The sequence below is a fragment of the Vibrio sp. HI00D65 genome (assembly GCF_001635455.1).
Classification (GTDB): domain Bacteria; phylum Pseudomonadota; class Gammaproteobacteria; order Enterobacterales; family Vibrionaceae; genus Vibrio.
On the sequence record NZ_LWEH01000255.1, the window covers coordinates 123,873 to 144,354 of the forward strand.

Annotated in this window: 17 protein-coding genes and 2 tRNA genes; 15 read left to right on the forward strand and 4 right to left on the reverse strand. The window is 44.5% G+C overall.

Annotated elements, in window-relative coordinates; genetic code table 11:
• Nucleotides 1-88 precede the first annotated feature (88 nt).
• A complete protein-coding gene (locus tag A3712_RS17530; RefSeq protein ID WP_063524466.1) occupies nucleotides 89-1,378 on the reverse strand; it encodes a peptidoglycan DD-metalloendopeptidase family protein in 1,290 nt (429 codons plus the stop codon).
• Nucleotides 1,379-1,507: 129 nt separating this feature from the next.
• On the opposite strand from A3712_RS17530, the gene tyrS reads away from it, so the two are divergent.
• Complete coding sequence (gene tyrS, locus A3712_RS17535) at nucleotides 1,508-2,695, forward strand: tyrosine--tRNA ligase (RefSeq protein ID WP_063524467.1); 1,188 nt, start codon at nucleotides 1,508-1,510, stop codon at nucleotides 2,693-2,695.
• Nucleotides 2,696-3,118: 423 nt separating this feature from the next.
• Nucleotides 3,119-3,964, forward strand: coding sequence for a magnesium transporter (locus tag A3712_RS17540; protein WP_063524468.1), 846 nt, complete (start codon nucleotides 3,119-3,121; stop codon nucleotides 3,962-3,964).
• Nucleotides 3,965-4,072: 108 nt separating this feature from the next.
• Here the strand turns inward: A3712_RS17540 and dacB are convergent, their stop codons facing one another.
• Together dacB and A3712_RS17550 are read right to left on the reverse strand one after the other, a co-directional pair.
• Nucleotides 4,073-5,506: a serine-type D-Ala-D-Ala carboxypeptidase gene (gene dacB, locus A3712_RS17545; RefSeq protein WP_063524469.1), complete on the reverse strand. Its 1,434-nt coding sequence runs from the start codon at nucleotides 5,504-5,506 to the stop codon at nucleotides 4,073-4,075.
• A 108-nt stretch (nucleotides 5,507-5,614) separates the two neighbouring features.
• The gene (locus A3712_RS17550) at nucleotides 5,615-6,658 is read right to left on the reverse strand and encodes a porin (RefSeq protein WP_063524470.1); all 1,044 of its coding nucleotides are present in this window, start codon (nucleotides 6,656-6,658) and stop codon (nucleotides 5,615-5,617) included.
• Nucleotides 6,659-7,173: 515 nt separating this feature from the next.
• On the opposite strand from A3712_RS17550, the gene greA reads away from it, so the two are divergent.
• On the forward strand, nucleotides 7,174-7,647 hold the full coding sequence (gene greA / locus A3712_RS17555; RefSeq protein ID WP_063524471.1) for a transcription elongation factor GreA: 474 nt from the start codon (nucleotides 7,174-7,176) through the stop codon (nucleotides 7,645-7,647).
• A gap of 126 nt (nucleotides 7,648-7,773) precedes the next feature.
• Here greA and yhbY read toward each other — a convergent pair whose 3' ends face one another.
• Complete coding sequence (gene yhbY, locus A3712_RS17560) at nucleotides 7,774-8,070, reverse strand: ribosome assembly RNA-binding protein YhbY (RefSeq protein WP_004738252.1); 297 nt, start codon at nucleotides 8,068-8,070, stop codon at nucleotides 7,774-7,776.
• A gap of 114 nt (nucleotides 8,071-8,184) precedes the next feature.
• On the opposite strand from yhbY, the gene rlmE reads away from it, so the two are divergent.
• The 12 genes from rlmE to truB all read left to right on the forward strand — a co-directional run bounded on the left by rlmE (nucleotide 8,185) and on the right by truB (nucleotide 20,438).
• Nucleotides 8,185-8,814, forward strand: coding sequence for a 23S rRNA (uridine(2552)-2'-O)-methyltransferase RlmE (gene rlmE / locus A3712_RS17565; protein WP_063524472.1), 630 nt, complete (start codon nucleotides 8,185-8,187; stop codon nucleotides 8,812-8,814).
• Between the two features lie 107 nt (nucleotides 8,815-8,921).
• Nucleotides 8,922-10,889, forward strand: a complete 1,968-nt coding sequence (gene ftsH, locus A3712_RS17570; RefSeq protein ID WP_063524473.1) for an ATP-dependent zinc metalloprotease FtsH — start codon at nucleotides 8,922-8,924, stop codon at nucleotides 10,887-10,889.
• An 88-nt stretch (nucleotides 10,890-10,977) separates the two neighbouring features.
• On the forward strand, nucleotides 10,978-11,808 hold the full coding sequence (gene folP, locus A3712_RS17575; protein WP_063524474.1) for a dihydropteroate synthase: 831 nt from the start codon (nucleotides 10,978-10,980) through the stop codon (nucleotides 11,806-11,808).
• 21 nt (nucleotides 11,809-11,829) lie between these two features.
• Entirely contained in the window at nucleotides 11,830-13,170 is a 1,341-nt protein-coding gene (glmM, locus tag A3712_RS17580) for a phosphoglucosamine mutase (protein WP_063524475.1), read from the forward strand.
• Between the two features lie 278 nt (nucleotides 13,171-13,448).
• Entirely contained in the window at nucleotides 13,449-13,781 is a 333-nt protein-coding gene (gene secG, locus A3712_RS17590) for a preprotein translocase subunit SecG (protein WP_061032508.1), read from the forward strand.
• A gap of 16 nt (nucleotides 13,782-13,797) precedes the next feature.
• Nucleotides 13,798-13,882 (forward strand) — tRNA-Leu (locus A3712_RS17595).
• 53 nt (nucleotides 13,883-13,935) lie between these two features.
• A tRNA-Met gene (locus tag A3712_RS28920) sits at nucleotides 13,936-14,012 on the forward strand.
• A 234-nt stretch (nucleotides 14,013-14,246) separates the two neighbouring features.
• A complete protein-coding gene (rimP, locus tag A3712_RS17605; RefSeq protein WP_004738265.1) occupies nucleotides 14,247-14,702 on the forward strand; it encodes a ribosome maturation factor RimP in 456 nt (151 codons plus the stop codon).
• Between the two features lie 35 nt (nucleotides 14,703-14,737).
• The gene (gene nusA, locus A3712_RS17610) at nucleotides 14,738-16,225 is read left to right on the forward strand and encodes a transcription termination factor NusA (protein ID WP_063524477.1); all 1,488 of its coding nucleotides are present in this window, start codon (nucleotides 14,738-14,740) and stop codon (nucleotides 16,223-16,225) included.
• A 22-nt stretch (nucleotides 16,226-16,247) separates the two neighbouring features.
• Nucleotides 16,248-18,938 (forward strand): translation initiation factor IF-2, encoded by a 2,691-nt coding sequence (gene infB, locus A3712_RS17615; RefSeq protein ID WP_063524478.1) that lies wholly within the window; start codon nucleotides 16,248-16,250, stop codon nucleotides 18,936-18,938.
• A gap of 133 nt (nucleotides 18,939-19,071) precedes the next feature.
• On the forward strand, nucleotides 19,072-19,485 hold the full coding sequence (rbfA, locus tag A3712_RS17620; RefSeq protein WP_004738271.1) for a 30S ribosome-binding factor RbfA: 414 nt from the start codon (nucleotides 19,072-19,074) through the stop codon (nucleotides 19,483-19,485).
• Complete coding sequence (truB, locus tag A3712_RS17625) at nucleotides 19,485-20,438, forward strand: tRNA pseudouridine(55) synthase TruB (RefSeq protein WP_063524479.1); 954 nt, start codon at nucleotides 19,485-19,487, stop codon at nucleotides 20,436-20,438. The genes rbfA and truB overlap by 1 nt, the downstream gene beginning before the upstream one ends.
• The last annotated feature ends 44 nt before the right edge of the window (nucleotides 20,439-20,482 follow it).

The following is a 20,482-nucleotide window of genomic DNA, read 5'->3' on the forward strand; positions in this document are numbered from 1 at the left end:
GGTGTTACGCGAATATAAAAAAAGAGCGCCTTGACGGGCGCTCTTTTCATTTTTCTATTTTGCTCTGAAGCTACAAGTCTTGAACTTTCTAGTTCGTCGCTAGCAACTGACCGTATCGCTCAAGGTTTTTCAATCGAATCTCAGAGTTTGCAATAAAGGTTGCTTTTACCTTACCCGTTAGCGACTTAGATTGAGGCAACTTCACGGTACGCGCATTCTTGTGAACGCCATTAACTAAGAATTCGTAGTGTAGGTGTGGACCAGTTACACGGCCTGTGCCGCCCAGAGTACCAATAGTTTGACCTTGTTTGACTCGCTGCCCTGTTTTTACCATGCGCCTCTTCATATGCAGGTACTTAGTGATGTAAGTACTGCTGTGTCGGATGAACACGTAGTTACCGTTGAATTGGTTGTAGCCAGATTTCTGTACGATACCATCACCTGCTGCCCAGATAGGTGTGCCAACAGGTGCTGCATAGTCGGTACCGCGGTGCGGGCGTACTTTGCCGGTGACTGGGTGCTTACGACGAGGGTTGAAGTTCGAGGTTACACGACGAAAATCGATAGGAGCGCGCAGAAAGGCTTTCTTCATTGCTCGGCCGTTTTCGTCGTAGTAGTTACCGCTCTTATCGTCTAATACCGCAGTAAATGAATCGCCTTGGTTGGTAAAAATGGCAGCCATGATTTTGCCACGGCCAATCACTTCGCCTTCAACCACTTTCTCTTGATATAAGATTTTAAAGTTGTCGTTCTTACGAATATCCAATGCAAAGTCGATATCCCAACCAAAGATACCTGCAAGTTCCATGATTTGATTGGCAGTTAGGCCGGCACTGACACCTGCATTCCAGAAGTTGGAGGTTATATTGGCTTCGGCGTAGTTGTATTGGTAAGCGACTTCTTTTTTATCAAAATTTGAGGTGAATGAATCGCCGGATTTGGTGATTTTGAAGCTTTCAAACGCGCTAAGTTGTCGTTTGAGCTGAATAAGGTCGTTGTTTTCATCAAATCCGAATTGCAGCACATCACCAGGTCTTAGGTTTGAGAGCTGCTTTTTAATGTCTTTATTGGTATTGAGAAGATTGAGTAACAAACGGTATGAGAGACCAATACGTTCAAATAAAACAGAAGTGCTTTCGCCAGAGCGAACCGTGTATTTTTCCCATTTCAGGACAGCTGTTGGTGGTGCGTCATTCGAGCTTACTAGCGCGGAAGCATCGATGCTCAAAGGGTAATGTTTACCTACGACAAGTACGCCCGTATCGTCGCGCAAGCTGTTGACGTCGGGAAGTAAGAAAATCGCGATGAAAATTATGGCACTAAAAAATGCGATAAAGGCCCGGTGCAATATAGGAAGGCGTGCAAAAATAGACAACATGTTCCGGTTCGTTCTGTAAATATGATGAAAATCGGCGACGGAATAGTGTAACTGGTTTCAAAATACATCGCTATTCAAGTAAGATGTCTAACTATTATATTTTTGCCAAATCTGTGGGAGTGAACAAGAATGGCGAGTATTGAAGCTGCACTAGCCGAGATCAAACGTGGCGTAGAAGAACTTATTCCAGAAGACGAGCTGATTGCTAAATTAAAAGAAGGTCGTCCTTTACGTATTAAACTGGGTGCCGATCCAACGGCTCCAGATATCCACCTAGGCCATACGGTTATCTTTAACAAGCTTCGTGCTTTCCAAGAGCTTGGTCATGAAGTGACATTCCTGATTGGTGATTTCACTGCAATGGTTGGTGACCCATCAGGTAAAAACTCAACGCGTCCACCACTAAGCCGTGAAGACGTATTGAAGAATGCTGAAACTTACAAAGAGCAAGTATTCAAAATTCTAGATCCTGCGAAAACACAAATTCGCTTCAACTCTGAGTGGCTATCTGAGCTTGGCGCAGAAGGCATGATTCGTCTTGCTTCTAACCAAACTGTTGCTCGTATGCTTGAGCGTGATGACTTCAAAAAGCGTTACGCTGGTGGTCAACCGATCGCTATTCACGAATTTATGTACCCACTTCTACAAGGTCACGACTCAGTTGCACTAGAGAGCGACGTTGAGCTTGGCGGTACTGACCAGAAGTTCAACCTTCTAATGGGTCGTGAACTGCAAAAAGCGGCAGGTCAAAAACCACAAGCGGTACTGATGATGCCACTGCTTGTTGGTCTAGACGGCGTTAAGAAGATGTCTAAGTCAGCACACAACTACATCGGTATCAGCGAAGCACCAAGCGAGATGTTTGGTAAGATCATGTCTATCTCTGATGACCTAATGTGGAGCTACTACGAGCTTCTTTCTTTCCGTCCGCTTGAAGAAGTGGCTGAGTTGAAAGCTGGCGTTGAAGCGGGTAAAAACCCACGTGACGTTAAAGTACTTCTGGCTAAAGAGATCATTGCTCGTTTCCACAGTGAAGCGGATGCTGATGCAGCAGAGCAAGAGTTCGTTAACCGCTTTGCTAAAAACCAAGTGCCAGACGATATGCCTGAGTTCGAATTCGAAGCAGGCCTACCAATCGCTAACGTTCTAAAAGAAGCAGGCCTAGTAAACTCGACTTCTGATGCAATGCGTATGATCAAGCAGGGTGCTGCTAAGATCGAAGGCGAGAAAGTTGAAGACAACAAACTGGTACCTGAAGCGGGTACTGCAGTTTATCAAGTAGGTAAGCGTAAGTTTGCTCGTATTACTATCAAGTAATAACGCACATCAATGATTGAATAAAAGGCATCTACGGATGCCTTTTTTATTGACACAAAGTTGACGAAGAACTTTTTACAGGATTGCTACACTATGCGCGCTGTCGAGCTGACAGTAATTTTGGAGATTTTTATGAACAATACCGACCATCCTCCTAGTTTGAATGGAGAAGAATAACCTGTCTCGGTATTGATCTATTGTCCTGCCGTTCAGGTAGGGTATCTTTGTTTTCCCCTCATTCTTTTCCACACTCTAGATTCTAACAAGTAGACACATCAGTGCTTTAAGCTCTTGGTGCGCTCAGTTATATGCTTTATGTATCGAATTATACGCTCTTGGTGTATACCGCTTTATGTTTGTGAAGTACTCACTGTAGGCTACTTGTTTTGATGGTCGTTACCTTTGCCAATCGGGAGATTCGCCATGACGGTAATGAACAACACTTTTTTATCTATTGAAGCTCTGTACTCAGAGCAAGACATCCAAGCTGTATCAAATGCATTTCAGCAATATGGGCGTGAACAGCAGGTCAGGCTTTTGAACTGTATGCCGCTTGAGGATGCAGTACTTGTGTTAGGGCAATGCTCTTTAAGTACGATTCAAGCTCTACTTAGTGAGTTAGAGGAGCAAGGCTTTGAAAAGCGCTCGCGACATCTAGCTCACCAACTAGGGCTAATCTATTCAGAGGTTGAGCCTCAACAAGGTTACCTTTCTACAGGTGTATTAAGCCATGTTAGACAGCGTATTGGTTGGATTATTTCGCTGGCACTGCTAGGTATCGTCTCTGGGCTTATCATCGCTCAGTACGAAGACATCCTAAGCCAATTGGTGCTTCTGGCTATCTACATGCCAGTCATCGCCGCGGCAGGTGGTAACACGGGAACTCAAGCCGCCACTCTGGTAATTAGAGCCTTAGCCACTGGTGAGGTGAAGAAACGCCAGTGGGCCAATGTTCTGTGGAAAGAATTTAGAGTGGCTATTTGTTTAGCACTGGCGATTGCAGCGGTAATGATTGGACGTATCTTGCTGTTCAGTGAAAACCAATCCACTGGTGGTTATGGCATTAATATGATTGCCTTTGCTATCGCGGTTGCTCTGTTTATCCAGGTGACCATTTCAACGGTTCTCGGTGGTGGGTTGCCTATTGTAGCTCGTTTTTTCAAGTTGGACCCTGCGGTGTTGGTGAGCCCAGTATTAGCGTCAATAGTAGACATCTCAGGGATGTGGATCTATTTCAGCGTCGTAAATGCGTTTTTAGGCATTGCCTAGCGCCTATTAAATAGTAACAGCACTTCGAAAATAAAAGTGGCGCTGAAGATTTAAGATCTTCAGCGCCATTTTTTGTTGTGTAGTAAAAAGCTTACAACAAACTGCTCGTTATTTGGATTGGCTCTGTGTTTGACTATATTCAATCACATCTTTATAAAAAGCACGTTCAAACTGCGTAATCGGCGCTTCCACTGGTTTGTCTGGGTCCTGCTCTTCAGGGAAGTAATCACGAACAAACTGTACGAATAGAGAGCTTGGCTTCCCTGACTCATCTAAACCATACCCCGCCATATTGTAGGTTCCGTACAGAGAGCCACTTTTAGCTATGATATTACTCTGAATCGGTGTCTTCCTCATGCTTTGTCGATACTTAAGCGTCCCATTTATACCAGATATTGGCATGGCGTTGATTAGGTTGAGCTGTGAGTCGCTTTCCCAGATATAACGAAGCACTTTAGCCATGGTCTGCGGTCTCATTCGGTTGTTTCTCGATAAACCAGAACCATCAACGAGCTGCGCTTTGCTGAGGTTGATATTCGCTTTAGTCAGTAGTATCTGTTTTATTGCTTGAGTACCGTTATTGAAACTGCCCGGCTGCACATAAAACCTTGCTCCCAAGGTTTTGGTGAGGTTGTCTGCGATCAGGTTATCTGATTTTTTTAGCATGGTATCGAGCAGCTCTGGAAGTTTCGCTGAGTGGTGGCTAGCCACTAATGTCGTTTTGTTTGTGCCTTTTTTAGCTCCAATGATTACATCCCCCTTTACTTGTATTTTCAGCTCTTTAAGTAATGAGTTCACCACATGAGAGGTGTAAAGCTCAGGGTTTTGAATGGCGAACTTAAGGGGAAGAGGCTTCTTACGTTCCACTAAGCAACCGGAGAGTGTGTAAGAGTTGTTTGGCGTGGTGATGAGCTCTAAGTCGCACTGGGTGGCTTTTTGTCCAGAGCGCGTCACAGTAGCTGCATTGGTTGTCACTTCTATTGGATAATGAGCTGGAATATAGACGCGGGTGCTGCCGTTATTTTTTGTATAAATAGAGGCTTGTGCGCAATTGCTGTCTAAGGTCATTGCACTAGAAGGCGCACTGTAACAAACGCCTAGAATGTCCCAAGGCCACCCCACCGCTCGTTGATAGCCAGTATAAGCCGTGTTATCCAAGTATAAGTTGCCTTTGATGGTCCTGGATTGAGACTTAGCGTACCGAGCTAACAGGCTTTTTAGCTGTTCACGTTGCAGAGTTGGGTCGCCGCTAAATGAAATGATTGAATCACTACCAGATCGAGTAATGCTGGTGGTGTAATAAAAGTTGTCGCCTAGCTCTAATTTAGCCGCTAAAGCCGTCACCAGTTTTAACGTGCTGGCTGGCGGATAAAAGCCATCACTGTTGGTATTCATTTTATTTGGACGGCCACTTAATGATTCTAAGATTAGACTTGTGCTACTACCATCGGGCAGTGTATCAAGAGGGTCGTATGCGAAAGCGTTGATAGATAAAGTGCTAATGGAAAAACTACATAGCAGTATTGTGGATAGAAGGCGCATAGAAGATTGTCTTGGATGGCTGATATTTTCAGTATACAGATATAAAAAACGCCCGCTAGAGAGCGGGCGTTTTGATTCTTAATTAACTAATCAATCAGATAATCAGAATTAGAAGTCGTAACGTAGACCTAGAGCGATTTCGTCTTCAGCATCAGCTTTAGATGCTGTACCAGTAACTAGCTTAGTTGTATCACCAAACTTGTCGCCTTCAGAAATTAGGTTGAAGTTGTACGAGATGTACGTACGGAAGTTCGGTTTGAAGTAGTAAGTTGCATCGATAGCAACGTTATCAGCAGCTGTCTCGTTATCGAACTCAGCGTTGTTGTACGTTAGCGTGAATGCAGTCTTGTCTAGTGTGTATGCTGTTGCGAATTCGTAACCAGTGTAATCACCGTTCTTCTTCGCTAGTTCACCGTCTGTGAAAGTACCTGCAAAGTATAGAGACTCAATGCGGTAAGATGCAGCAAGCATGTACTCGTTTTGCTCGTTTTGGTCAGCGTAACCAGCACCTAGATCAAAGCCAGAATCGCCGATTGAGTAGATACCAGATAAAGAGTAGCCATCTTCGTTGTTATCAGTGAAGTCGCCTGCAGTTTCAGAACGGTCAGCGAAACGGTAGCTTGCTTTAACTGCTAGGTCTTGGAATTCACCTTTGTAAGAAAGCATGTTGTCAGTGCGGTCTGCTGCAGCAATTTTGTATGCTGCTGAGTTACCGTGGTAAGACATGATATCGGTGAAGTCAGTGATTACGCCTAGTGCACCATCGTTTTTACCGTAAGTTACTTCACCGAAGTTACCGCCGATACCAGCGTACGTGTAACGGTTGTCAATCGTATCATTACCACTCTTATCTACACCATTTGTATCACGGTCCGCAGTAGTGAATTCACCTTCGTAGAAACCAACACCGTATAGGCCGTCTTGGATTTCAACTTTACCTAGGAAGTTAAGACGTACACGTGTTTTGTCTTCAGCTTTGCCATCTTTTAGAGATAGACGTGCTTCAGCACGGCCACCGATCTCTAGAGAAGTGCCGTTAGAGCTGTATACAGAAGTGCCGTCGATACCACCAGCTTGTTTACCTTCCGCTGCTACTGCGTTAGTAGCAAGAGCTGCAGCAGATACAGCAAGCGCGATCATAGTCTTGTTCATGTTATAATTTCCTAATTACTGTCCATAGAAGTTTTTATTAAGGATTTGAACCCTTTTGTGTATTGCCCGTATTAATCAGGCTTCATAACCATGATTAGATCAGAAGTCTGAAAAATGCCAGTGCAATCCATGGGTTACTTTTTACCTCTAAAGTTCAATTGTCAGTTAGTAAAATGATATAAAACCAAAAAATGAACACTGTTTTATTATATTCTTTGTTGTTTAAGTTTCTGTTTTATATGGTTTTTTATTAAAGTGTGATCTGCGTTTATTTTGTTTGTTTTTTGTTTTTTTAGGTGTTTATTTTTCGGCTTATTGATTTGAGGGTTATTATTCAATTTTGTGATGTCTGTAATTTAGACCTAGATACAGCTTTTAAAACGCAAAGTGGAATAAAGATGATTTAGCCATAAAGTTTGTTTACACTAAGCCAAATCGTTTTGTTTCTACTACCCAATAAAATAAGTTGGGTGTATTTATGTTGGCCAAAGAAAGCTTTGGCATAGAGGTAAAAAATGGAAAAGGTTCCAATGACAGTACGTGGCGCTCAGCAGCTACGTGACGAATTAGATCGCCTACTCAAGCTACGCCCTGTTATCTCAGCAGCTATTGGTGAAGCACGTGAACTAGGTGATTTAAAAGAGAACGCTGAATACCACGCTGCGCGTGAAGAACAGGGTATCTGTGAAGCTCAAATCCGCGACATTGAATATAAACTTTCAATGGCTCAGATCATCGATGTAACTCAGATGGAAAATACGGGTAAGATTATCTTTGGTACAACAGTCACTCTAATTGATGTTGATACAGACGAAGAGTACCGTTACCAAATCGTTTCTGAAGACGAAGCCGATATCAAAACTGGCCGTATCTCAGTGAAGTCACCAATTGCTCGTGGTCTTATCGGTAAGATGGAAGGCGACGAAGTAATGATTTCGACTCCTGGCGGTGATAAAGATTACGAAATTGACAAAGTAGAATATATCTAATTGAATTTTCTTTGTTTCTGATAAGTAAAAAGGTCGCTAAATGCGACCTTTTCCGTTTCTCACGCTACACTAAAAGATAAGCGCACTGGCTATCCTTCTGTGAAGCTAGCTGATTAAATGGCTAACTTACTTACGTGGAATCTCGATTTTACGTGCTTCTGATTGACGGAATAGTACTAGAACTTTACCGATAGTCTGTACTTTCTCAGCTTTAGTTTCACGTACAATTGCATCGATAATTAGCTGCTTAGTTTCACGGTCTTCTGATGCAACTTTAATTTTGATCAGTTCGTGGTGATCTAGAGCTAATTCGATTTCCGCTAGAACAGCTTCAGTAAGTCCATTTGCGCCCATTAGCACTACAGGTTTTAAACTGTGAGCCAGGCCCTTTAGATGCTGCTTTTGTTTGGTGCTTAGGTTCATTACGCGGCCAATTTTCTTTACTATTAGGGTTGAAAAAACCTATTTTAACGCCATCTAATGCTGAAGACTATAATTTATTCGGCAATTAGTACTTTCCTCCACTTTAGGTATCCAATGAGCAAACAGAAACACTCGGCCAGTTCAGGCCGTTGGTTGAAGGAACACTTCGACGACAAGTACGCAAACGAAGCAAGAAAGAAAGGCTATCGCTCACGTGCTTATTTCAAAATGGAAGAGATTCAAACGAAAGATAAATTGCTGTCTCCAGGGATGACCGTTGTGGATTTAGGTGCAGCGCCTGGTGGTTGGTCTCAATATGCTGCTAAGATTGTTGGAGACAACGGACAAATCATTGCGTGTGACTTGTTACCAATGGATCCGATTGCTGGTGTTAGCTTCTTACAGGGAGATTTTCGCGAAGACGCTGTTCTTGAAGCCTTATTGGAACGTATACAACCAAATATGGTTGATGTCGTGATGTCAGATATGGCACCTAATATAGCGGGCAACAACTCTGTAGATCAGCCTAGAGCTATGTATTTAGTTGAATTAGCTTTGGATATGTGTCGACAAGTTCTATCTACCGATGGTAGTTTTGTTGTAAAAGTATTCCAAGGCGAAGGGTTTGATCAATACGTTAAAGACGTCCGTGAGATGTTTAAAACGGTGAAAGTCAGAAAACCCGACTCTTCTCGAGCTCGTTCTCGTGAAGTGTTTATCGTAGCCACTGGTTACAAAGGTTAACGATTCTCTTCCAAGAGTGAGAGTTAACAATATGGCTACAGGTTACAAACTGTAGTACCCTACCTTTAATTACAATTAGTTATCGAGAGGCTGACACCTTGAGTGACATGGCAAAAAATTTAATTCTGTGGCTTGTTATCGCAGTAGTGTTGATGTCGGTATTCCAGAGCTTCGGCCCTGGGGAAAGTAACGGCAGAGCAGTAGATTACACCACGTTTGTACAGGAAGTTGGCCAAGGCCAGATTCAAGACGCACAGTTCAATAACAGTGAAATCACCTTCACACGTCGTGGCGGTGGTGCTAAGTATGTAACTTACATGCCTGTTTATGATCAAAAGCTGCTTGATGACTTAATTAATCAAAACGTAAAAGTTCAGGGCACACCACCTGAAGAGCAGAGCCTATTAGGCACTATCTTCATCTCTTGGTTCCCTATGATCTTACTGATTGGTGTGTGGATTTTCTTCATGCGTCAAATGCAAGGCGGCGGCGGCGGTAAAGGCGCGATGTCTTTTGGTAAGAGCAAAGCTCGTATGATGAGCGAAGAACAGATCAAAACGTTGTTTGCAGATGTTGCTGGTTGTGACGAAGCAAAAGAAGACGTGAAAGAATTGGTTGATTACCTTCGTGACCCAAGCCGTTTCCAAAAGCTGGGTGGTAAGATCCCTACAGGTATCCTGTTGGTTGGTCCTCCTGGTACAGGTAAAACGTTGCTTGCAAAGGCGATAGCTGGCGAAGCGAAAGTACCATTCTTTACTATTTCAGGTTCTGATTTCGTTGAAATGTTTGTGGGTGTTGGTGCATCTCGTGTGCGTGACATGTTCGAACAAGCGAAGAAAGCAGCACCTTGTATCATCTTTATTGATGAGATCGATGCGGTAGGTCGTCAGCGTGGCGCTGGTGTTGGTGGCGGTCACGATGAGCGTGAGCAAACACTGAACCAAATGCTGGTTGAGATGGATGGTTTCGAAGGTAACGAAGGTATTATCGTTATCGCAGCGACTAACCGTCCAGACGTACTAGACCCAGCACTACTTCGTCCTGGTCGTTTTGACCGTCAGGTTGTGGTTGGTCTACCAGATGTACGTGGCCGTGAGCAGATTCTTAAAGTACACATGCGTAAGGTTCCACTAGCAGGTGATGTTGAACCATCTCTTATTGCTCGTGGTACACCAGGCTTCTCAGGTGCAGACCTTGCGAACCTTGTGAACGAAGCGGCGCTATTTGCAGCTCGTGGTAACAAGCGTAATGTTTCTATGGTTGAGTTTGAACTTGCTAAAGACAAAATCATGATGGGTGCAGAGCGCCGTTCAATGGTTATGTCAGAAGAAGTGAAAGAGTCAACGGCTTATCACGAAGCAGGTCACGCAATTGTTGGTCGCTTGGTACCAGAACACGATCCAGTGTACAAGGTATCAATCATTCCACGTGGTCGTGCACTTGGTGTGACTATGTACCTACCAGAGCAAGATCGTGTGAGCATGTCTCGCCAACACCTAGAGTCTATGATTTCTAGCTTGTACGGTGGTCGTCTTGCTGAAGAACTTATTTACGGTAAAGACAAAGTGTCAACTGGTGCATCTAACGATATCGAACGTGCAACTGATATTGCTCGTAAGATGGTTACGCAGTGGGGCTTCTCTGAGAAACTGGGTCCTCTTCTTTACGCAGAAGAAGAAGGTGAAGTTTTCCTAGGTCGCGGTATGAGCCAAGCTAAGCACGTTTCTGATGACACGACTAAGCTTATCGATGAAGAGATTCGTATTCTTATCGACCGTAACTACGACAGAGCTAAGAAGATCCTCGAAGATAACATGGATATCATGCATTCGATGAAAGACGCTCTGATGAAGTTCGAAACGATCGATGCAGGTCAAATTGATGACTTGATGGAACGTAAGCAAGAGATTCGCGATCCAGCTGGTTGGGGTGATCAGGTAAAAGCTGAGCCTGCAAAGGAAGAAGCAAAACCTGAAGCTAAGGCAGAAGAAGCAAAAGCGGAACCTAAATCTGAAGAGTCAAAAGTTGAAGAAGTTAAATCTGAATCAGATGATGCTCAAAACAAAGATTCTTAATCGCTAAATTATCAATTAAAACCCTGGGTACGCTCAGGGTTTTTCTGTTTATAGCCTTTGGTGTTTTACCCTTTAAGATCGGCCTTCCATGATATTAAAAGCAAATAATAAAACTCTCGTGTTAGATCGCCCACATGTGATGGGGATCCTCAATGTCACCCCTGACTCTTTCTCTGATGGTGGAAAATTTAATTCACTCGATAATGCCTTACAGCAAGCAGAACGCATGATTAAAGCAGGCGTCAGCATTATCGATATTGGTGGTGAGTCAACTCGACCTGGCGCTCCTGATGTTTCGTTAGAAGAAGAGCTTGCGCGTGTCATCCCTGCTATTAAAGCGATTCGTGCCAAGTTTGATGTGTGGATCTCGATAGACACCAGTAAAGCGGAAGTGATGCGCCAAGCTGTTGAAGCAGGCGCTGATTTGATCAATGATGTGCGCGCTTTGCAAGAGCCTGGAGCATTACAAGTCGCTGCTGATGCCAATGTTCCGATTTGCCTGATGCACATGAAAGGCCAGCCAAGAACAATGCAAGCTAACCCAAGTTATGATGATGTTCTTCAGGATGTAGAAGCATTCTTGCAAGAAAGGGTGGAAGCTTGTGAGGCGGTTGGTATTTCAAAAGAGCAGCTGATTCTTGATCCAGGCTTCGGTTTTGGTAAAACCATCGAACACAATTACCACCTACTAGCGCATCTTGAAAAGTTTCATTCGATAGGCTTACCTGTTTTAGCTGGGATGTCGAGGAAATCGATGATCTTTAAATTGCTAGACAAGGTTCCAGCCGACTGCATGGTCGCAAGCGTAACTTGCGCGACTATTGCTGCGATGAAAGGCGCACAAATTATTCGCGTTCATGATGTCGAGGAGACATTGGAAGCGATGAAAATAATCGAAGTGATGAATAACAATCACTAAATATAATTAAGGAAAATCATCATGTCAGATGAAAGACGTTATTTCGGCACAGATGGTGTGCGTGGCAAAGTAGGCCAGTACCCGATCACACCTGATTTTGTTCTGAAGCTTGGCTGGGCTGCTGGCCGTGTACTTGCGAAGCAAGGTACAAAGAAAGTTATTATCGGTAAAGATACGCGTATCTCTGGTTACATGCTGGAGTCTGCGTTAGAAGCTGGCCTTGCTGCTGCGGGTCTTCAAGCGACGTTTACTGGTCCTATGCCAACACCTGCTGTTGCTTACCTAACACAAACATTCCGTGCTGAAGCGGGCATTGTAATCTCGGCTTCACACAACCCTTACTACGATAACGGTATTAAGTTCTTCTCTTCTGAAGGTACTAAACTTCCAGATGATATCGAGTTGGCGATTGAAGCCGAACTTGATAAAGACATTGAGTGTGTTGACTCTCCTGAGCTTGGTAAAGCGGTTCGTCTAAACGATGCGGCAGGCCGTTACATTGAATTTTGTAAAAGTACTTTCCCACATGAAATGACGCTTGCTGGCATGAAGATTGTTGTTGACTGTGCTCATGGCGCGACTTACCACATTGCTCCTGCGGTATTCAAAGAGCTAGGTGCTGAGGTTGTTGCTATTGGTGTTGAACCAAACGGTACCAACATTAACCATGAAGTGGGTGCGACGGATGTTCGTGCTCTACAGACTAAAGTGCTAGAAGAAAAAGCTGCACTAGGCCTTGGCTTTGATGGCGATGGTGACCGTATCATCATGGTTGATGAGCTAGGTAACAAGGTTGATGGTGATCAAATTGCTTACATCATTGCTCGCGATGCACTACGTCGTGGTGAGTTGAAAGGTGGTGTTGTTGGCACACTGATGACAAACCTAGGTATGGAAAACGGCCTTAAGCAGCTTGGTATTCCATTTGTGCGCGCTGCAGTTGGTGACCGTTATGTAATGGAACAACTGCTAGCAAAAGGCTGGAAGATCGGTGCTGAAAACTCAGGTCACGTTATTCTACTCGATAAAGTGACAACTGGTGATGCTATCGTTGCAGCACTGCAAGTTCTTGCTTCAGTGGTTGGTAGTGAGATGACATTGAATGAGCTTTCTCAAGGCATGACGTTATACCCGCAAGTCTTAGAAAACGTTCGTTTCAGTGGCGACTCAAACCCACTGGAAGCTGAAGCGGTGAAAGCGGCAGTTGTGGAAGTAGAAGCTGAGCTTGGCGAGAAGGGCCGTGTATTATTACGTAAGTCTGGTACAGAGCCACTATTGCGCGTAATGGTTGAAGGTGAAGATGCTGATTTAGTTCAAGCTTCAGCACTTAAGATTGCAGATGCAGTAAAAGCAAACTGCTAATTTAGAGCTTTACTCAGCAGGTACCATCAGGAGTACCGTACGCAAAAACGGTTGAATTATAGAGTGGTAAAAAGGAGCATAAATGAGTTTTGTGTTGTTTTTGGCTTTTTTTTAACCGTTCACTTGGTAAAGGCTTATTTTTTAGCAAATTCTCCTTGTCAGTCATCGCTGCATTCGCTAGTATTGCTCGGCCTTCAGTTAGGAGGTCGCTAGCCTTGTTCTTAAAAATAACTTTTTTGAACGGCGCTGGCTCAACAATTAGGAACATAGGTGGAAAAATGTTTACAGTTCTACTTGTGATTTACCTGTTGGCAGCGCTTGGTGTAATTGGCCTAGTGTTGATTCAACAAGGTAAAGGCGCAGATATGGGAGCCTCTTTCGGTGCTGGCGCTTCAAACACTGTGTTTGGTGCTAGTGGCTCAGGAAATTTCCTAACCCGAATGACTGCAATTTTTGCAACTACATTTTTTGTCCTTAGCTTAGTGCTTGGTAATATGTCTACACATAAAACTGAGTCACAGTGGATGGACCCGACTCAAGGTCAGGTTATCCAGCAAGCTGAAGACGCAGTGAGTGAAGTTCCGGCGCAAGGCGACGAGATTCCACAATAATCTGTAAAGATTTGATGCCGAGATGGTGAAATTGGTAGACACGCTAGCATGAGGTGCTAGTGCCTTAGGGTGTGAGGGTTCGAGTCCCTCTCTCGGCACCATGTTTACAAACTTGTAAAACATCTTGTTGAGCGTATAATGCTCGCAAGCCGGACGCGGGATGGAGCAGCTTGGTAGCTCGTCGGGCTCATAACCCGAAGGTCGTCGGTTCAAATCCGGCTCCCGCAACCAATTTAAAGTGCTATATTTAGTCTTGATTGGTAGCAAGTTTGCACAGTGTGAACCTCACTGTGAGTTAAGTGTAATATCGAATGTGATGGCACTTAGCATATAAGGGTCCAGCAACAAAAACCCCGGCTTATACGGGGTTTTTTGTTATCTAAGCATTTGTAAATGCGTTTAGATAATGTTTGCTTGGAATTTAAATTGGGCTTTGAGCCCTTTTTTTGTTTCTGGAGTGGTTAAATGACTGGTTTAGAAAGACAACTTACTGAAATGCTTGACGCTCCAGTAGCAGCATCAGGTTATGAGTTAGTTGGATTAGAATTTATTCGTGCTGGTGAGCACTCAACGCTACGTATTTACATCGATTCTCCAAACGGCATCAATGTAGACGACTGCGCTGAAGTTAGTCACCAAGTAAGTGCCGTAATGGATGTTGAAGATCCAATTTCAGTGGCTTATAACCTTGAAGTGTCTTCACCAGGTTTAGAGAGACCACTGTTCAAAGCAGAGCATTACCAGCAATTTATTGGTCACGAGGTAAGCATCGTTTTGAAAATGGCTGTCGGCAACCGTCGTAAATGGAAAGGTGATATCCAATCTATTGAAGGCGAGACAGTAAAAGTATTAGTTGAAGGACAAGAAGAAGAATTCGTCCTGAGCAATATTGCGAAAGCGAACCTGATCCCTAAATTTTAGTTCTCCTAGAGAGAAGAGCTTAAGAGGCTAGATTAATGAACAAAGAAATTTTGGCGGTAGTAGAAGCTGTTTCTAACGAGAAAGCAGTTCCTCGTGAGCGTATTTTTGAAGCGCTTGAAATCGCGCTTGCAACGGCAACAAAAAAGAAAAGCGAACTAGAAATTGAAGTTCGTGTTGAAATCGACCGTAAAACAGGTGATTTCGAAACTTTCCGTCGCTGGGAAGCTGTTGAAGTTGTTGAAAACCCAACAAAAGAGATTTCTCTTGAAGCGGCTAAGATTGACGAGCCAGAGATCGAGCTTGGCGGTTTCATTGAAGACGACATCGAGTCAGTAACGTTTGACCGCATTACGACTCAAACTGCGAAGCAAGTTATCGTACAAAAAGTACGTGAAGCTGAGCGTGCTCAAATCGTTGAGCAGTTCATCGATAACGAAGGTGAGCTAGTAACAGGTGTTGTTAAGAAAGTTAACCGTGACACTATCATCCTAGACCTAGGTAACAACGCTGAAGCGGTAATCCTACGTGATGACCAACTTCCTCGTGAAAACTTCCGTCCAGGCGACCGTGTACGTGGTCTTCTATACGCAGTTAAACCTGAAGCTCGTGGCTTCCAGCTATTCATTACTCGCTCTAAGCCAGAAATGCTAGCTGAGCTATTCCGTGTTGAAGTACCTGAGATTGGTGAAGAGCTAATCGAACTTAAAGGTGCTGCACGTGACGCAGGTTCTCGTGCTAAAATCGCTGTTAAAACAAACGACAAGCGTATTGACCCAGTGGGTGCGTGTGTTGGTATGCGTGGTGCACGTGTACAAGCGGTTTCTGGCGAACTTGGTGGTGAGCGTATCGATATCGTTCTTTGGGATGATAACCCAGCTCAGTTCGTAATCAACGCAATGGCTCCAGCTGATGTTGCTTCTATCATCGTTGATGAAGATGCACACTCAATGGACATCGCTGTTGAAGCGGACAACCTAGCACAAGCTATTGGCCGTAGCGGTCAAAACGTACGTCTAGCATCTCAACTAACTGGTTGGGAACTGAACGTAATGACGGTTGAAGACCTTCAGAAGAAACACCAAGAAGAAGCCGTTGCTTCGATTGAAAACTTCATGAAGCACCTAGACATCGAAGAAGACTTCGCTCAGCTACTTGTTGAGGAAGGTTTCTCTACACTAGAAGAAGTCGCCTACGTACCAGTAAACGAACTTCTTGAAGTTGATGGCCTAGACGAAGGCATCGTAGAAGAACTACGTAACCGTGCAAAAGATGCACTAACGACTCTAGCACTCGCGAAAGAAGAGACGTTTGACGGTGTTGAACCAGCTGAAGACTTGCTAGCACTTGAAGGCCTAGAGCGTGAAATGGCTTACAAACTTGCAGCAAAAGGCGTGGCAACATTGGAAGACCTAGCTGACCAAGGCGTTGATGAACTAGAAGGCATTGAAGACCTAACTGCAGAACGTGCTGGTGAGCTAATCATGGCTGCACGTAACATCTGTTGGTTCGGCGACGAAGAATAATTCAGCAAGGAGAGAAAGCGGTATGACACAATTAACAGTTAAAGCACTGAGTGAAGAGATTGGTACGCCAGTTGACCGCTTAATTGAACAACTTGCTGATGCAGGCATGAAGAAATCAGGGTCGGATCAAGTAACTGATTCAGAGAAGCAAACATTGCTAACGCACCTTAAAAAGGAGCATGGCGATACTTCTGGTGAAGCAGAGCCGACTCGTTTAACTCTTCAACGCAAGACCCGCAGCACGCTAAGTGTTGCCGCTGGAGGCGGTAAGAGTAAGGATGTTCAAGTAGAGGTACGTAAAAAGCGTACTTACGTGAAGCGCAGCGCTATTGAAGATGAAGCGAAACGTGAAGCTGAGGAAGCAGCGAAGCGTGAAGCGGAAGAGAAAGCACGTAAAGAAGCTGAAGAGCTTGCGAAACGTGAAGCTGCAGAGAAAGCACAGCGCGAAGCTGATGAGAAAGCAAAACGTGAAGCGGATGCAAAACGTGAAGCTGAAGAAAAAGCTCAACGCGCCCAAGCTGAAAAGGCTAAAAAAGACATGAATTCAAAAAATGCAGACGCTAACGCACAAGCGAAAAAAGAAGCGGATGAACTAAAAGCTCGTCAAGAGCAAGAAGCACAGCGTAAAGCTGAAGCTGAAGCGGCGAAGCTAGTTGAAGAAGCTCGTAAACTAGCTGAAGAGAACGAAGCGCGCTGGTCTGAAGAAGAGCAGAAGAAGAAAGAACAAGAGAAGTCTGCGGACTACCACGTGACAACTTCTACTTACGCTCGTGAAGCTGAAGATGCAGCTGACCAGAAAGAAGAAAAAGCGCCTCGTCGTCGTAAAAAGAAAGCAGCTCCAGCTAACCAACCTGGCAACAACCGTGGTGGTCGTAACCAGCGTGGTCGTGGTGCTAAAGGTAAGCTTGCTAAACCAACTTCAATGCAGCAAGGCTTCGACAAGTCAGCAACTGTTGCTAAATCTGACGTTGCTATCGGCGAAACTATCGTTGTATCTGAACTGGCTAGCAAAATGTCAGTTAAAGCAACTGAAGTTATCAAAGTAATGATGAAGATGGGCGCTATGGCGACTATCAACCAAGTGATCGACCAAGAAACAGCACAACTTGTTGCTGAAGAAATGGGTCACAAGGTAATCCTACGTAAAGAAAACGAGCTTGAAGAAGCAGTACTAGCCGATCGTGATAACGATGCTATCGCTGAAGGTCGTGCTCCAGTTGTTACTATCATGGGTCACGTTGACCACGGTAAAACATCGACACTTGACTACATTCGTAAAGCACACGTTGCTTCTGGCGAAGCTGGCGGTATCACGCAGCACATCGGTGCTTACCACGTAGATACTGACAACGGCATGATCACTTTCCTTGATACTCCTGGACACGCTGCATTTACTGCAATGCGTGCTCGTGGTGCTCAAGCGACAGATATCGTTGTACTAGTTGTTGCAGCAGACGATGGCGTAATGCCACAAACAATCGAAGCGATCCAGCACGCGAAAGCGGCAGGCGTTCCTCTGATTGTTGCTGTGAACAAGATCGATAAAGAGGGTGCAAACCCAGACAACGTTAAGAATGAGCTAGCTCAATACGACGTAATCCCTGAAGAGTGGGGCGGTGAGAACATGTTTGTTCACATCTCTGCTAAACAGGGTACAAACATCGATGGCCTTCTAGAAGCAATCCTTCTTCAGTCTGAAGTTCTTGAACTGACTGCAGTTAAAGAAGGCATGGCATCTGGTGTTGTTGTTGAATCTCGTCTTGATAAAGGCCGCGGTCCAGTTGCAACAATCCTAGTTCAGTCTGGTACTCTAAATAAAGGCGACATCGTTCTTTGTGGTCAAGAGTACGGCCGTGTTCGTGCAATGCGCGATGAAAACGGTAAAGAAGTAGCGACAGCGGGTCCTTCTATCCCAGTAGAGATTCTAGGTCTTTCTGGTGTACCAGCTTCAGGTGATGAAGCAACAGTAGTACGTGATGAGCGTAAAGCTCGTGAAGTTGCGAACTACCGTCAAGGTAAATTCCGTGAAGTTAAACTAGCTCGTCAACAGAAAGCGAAACTAGAGAACATGTTCTCTAACATGGCTGCTGGTGAAGTTGCTGAACTGAACGTAGTACTAAAAGCTGACGTTCAAGGTTCTGTAGAAGCAATCGCTGACTCTCTACTGAAACTATCAACTGATGAAGTTAAAGTGAACATCGTAGGTTCTGGTGTTGGTGGTATTACTGAAACTGACGCAACACTTGCAGCAGCTTCTAACGCTATCATCCTTGGTTTCAACGTTCGTGCTGACGCAACTGCGCGTAACACGGTTCAGAACGAAAACCTAGATCTACGTTACTACTCAATCATTTACCAACTGATCGACGAAGTGAAACAGGCAATGGGCGGTATGCTTGCACCTGAATTCAAACAAGAGATCATTGGTCTTGCTGAAGTTCGTGACGTATTTAAGTCACCTAAACTTGGCGCGATCGCTGGTTCTATGGTTACTGAAGGCGTAATTAAGCGTAACAACCCAATCCGCGTACTGCGCGACAACGTTGTTATCTACGAAGGTGAACTAGAGTCACTTCGTCGCTTTAAAGATGACGTTCAAGAAGTTAAGAATGGTTACGAGTGTGGTATCGGCGTTAAGAACTACAACGACGTACGCGTTGGTGACCAGATCGAAGTATTCGAAATCGTTGAGGTTAAACGTACTCTAGACTAATCGTCTGTACGACTCGACATATTGACTAAGGTTACTAACATTACTAGTAAAGGTAAGAAGTAATCGGTTGTTGAATACACCATGGGGGGCTGGTAATTACCAAGCCCCCCATCTTTCTAAGTGAGAAAAGAAAATGTCAAAAGAATTTAGCCGCACACAACGTGTGTCTCAGCAGCTTCAAAAAGAGCTTGCTCTTATCCTACAACGTGAAGTTCGTGACTCACGTATCGGTATGGTAACGATCTCAGACGTAGAAGTGTCTCGTGACCTTGCGTACGCAAAAGTTTTCGTTACTTTCCTGTGTATTGGTGAGCAAACACCTGAATCATGCCTTGCTGCTCTTAAAGAGCATGAAGTGCCAATCCGTATGGCTCTAGGCAAGCGTATTCGTCACCGTCTAACACCTGAAGTACGTTTTACTTACGACAACACACTAGTAGAAGGCATGCGTATGTCCAACCTAGTAAGTGAAGTTCTGAATGACGACAAGCGTAAGCAAGAAGCTGCTGGCCGTACTGACGAAACTCAGTCTAAGGGCGAAGAGTAATGGCTCGCCGTCGTAAAGGTCGCCCTATTAACGGGGTAATTCTTTTAGATAAGTCAACTGGCATTTCATCTAATGATGCACTGCAAAAAGTAAAACGTATTTACTTTGCAGAGAAGGCGGGGCATACAGGTGCACTGGATCCTCTTGCGACTGGCATGCTGCCAATCTGTCTTGGTGAAGCAACGAAGTTCTCTCAGTTTCTTCTAGATTCTGATAAGCGCTACGTTGTGATTGCAAAGCTTGGTGAGCGTACCAATACTTCGGACTCTGATGGTGAAGTAGTTGAAACTCGTGAAGTGAATGTGACTCAAGAGCAACTTGAACGTTGCATTGAAAGCTTCAAAGGTGAAACTGACCAAGTTCCGTCAATGTTCTCTGCGTTGAAGTACCAAGGTAAGCCACTGTACGAGTACGCTCGTGCTGGTATCGAAGTGCCACGTGAATCACGTAAGATCACTGTCTACTCGATTGATCTGCTTCGCTTTGAAGGTGATGAAGTTGAGATGGAAGTGCACTGTTCGAAAGGCACTTATATCCGTACGATCACGGATGACCTTGGCGAAATGCTAGGTTGTGGTGCTCACGTCACCATGCTTCGTCGTACTGGTGTTGCAAAATACCCTTACGAGCGCATGGTAACATTAGAGCAGCTCAACGAGATCTTAGAGCAAGCACAGGAGCAAGATATTGCACCTAAAGAGTTGCTTGATCCGTTATTGATGCCAATGGATACTGCCGTTGAAGATCTACCAGAAGTTAATTTGAATGCGGAGCTGACTGACCTAGTTCAGCACGGTATGCCTGTTCAAGTTGCTGGTGCGCCAACAGAAGGTACGGTTCGTATGACAAGCGGTGAAGAGAAGCTGTTTGTTGGTGTTGCTCAGATTGCTGACGATGGTCGAGTTGCACCAAAGCGTTTGGTTGTTTTCAGAGATGAAGAGGCACAAGCATAACGCTTAAACCGAGTTAGGTATTGGTATTTTGCTTTGAAAAGCGA

Coding starts and splice junctions, on each gene's coding strand:
- A3712_RS17530 (WP_063524466.1), bottom strand. CDS start 1,378: ATGTTGTCTATTTTTGCACGCCTTCCTATATTGCACCGGGCCTTTATC.
- tyrS (WP_063524467.1), top strand. CDS start 1,508: ATGGCGAGTATTGAAGCTGCACTAGCCGAGATCAAACGTGGCGTAGAA.
- A3712_RS17540 (WP_063524468.1), top strand. CDS start 3,119: ATGACGGTAATGAACAACACTTTTTTATCTATTGAAGCTCTGTACTCA.
- dacB (WP_063524469.1), bottom strand. CDS start 5,506: ATGCGCCTTCTATCCACAATACTGCTATGTAGTTTTTCCATTAGCACT.
- A3712_RS17550 (WP_063524470.1), bottom strand. CDS start 6,658: ATGAACAAGACTATGATCGCGCTTGCTGTATCTGCTGCAGCTCTTGCT.
- greA (WP_063524471.1), top strand. CDS start 7,174: ATGGAAAAGGTTCCAATGACAGTACGTGGCGCTCAGCAGCTACGTGAC.
- yhbY (WP_004738252.1), bottom strand. CDS start 8,070: ATGAACCTAAGCACCAAACAAAAGCAGCATCTAAAGGGCCTGGCTCAC.
- rlmE (WP_063524472.1), top strand. CDS start 8,185: ATGAGCAAACAGAAACACTCGGCCAGTTCAGGCCGTTGGTTGAAGGAA.
- ftsH (WP_063524473.1), top strand. CDS start 8,922: ATGGCAAAAAATTTAATTCTGTGGCTTGTTATCGCAGTAGTGTTGATG.
- folP (WP_063524474.1), top strand. CDS start 10,978: ATGATATTAAAAGCAAATAATAAAACTCTCGTGTTAGATCGCCCACAT.
- glmM (WP_063524475.1), top strand. CDS start 11,830: ATGTCAGATGAAAGACGTTATTTCGGCACAGATGGTGTGCGTGGCAAA.
- secG (WP_061032508.1), top strand. CDS start 13,449: ATGTTTACAGTTCTACTTGTGATTTACCTGTTGGCAGCGCTTGGTGTA.
- rimP (WP_004738265.1), top strand. CDS start 14,247: ATGACTGGTTTAGAAAGACAACTTACTGAAATGCTTGACGCTCCAGTA.
- nusA (WP_063524477.1), top strand. CDS start 14,738: ATGAACAAAGAAATTTTGGCGGTAGTAGAAGCTGTTTCTAACGAGAAA.
- infB (WP_063524478.1), top strand. CDS start 16,248: ATGACACAATTAACAGTTAAAGCACTGAGTGAAGAGATTGGTACGCCA.
- rbfA (WP_004738271.1), top strand. CDS start 19,072: ATGTCAAAAGAATTTAGCCGCACACAACGTGTGTCTCAGCAGCTTCAA.
- truB (WP_063524479.1), top strand. CDS start 19,485: ATGGCTCGCCGTCGTAAAGGTCGCCCTATTAACGGGGTAATTCTTTTA.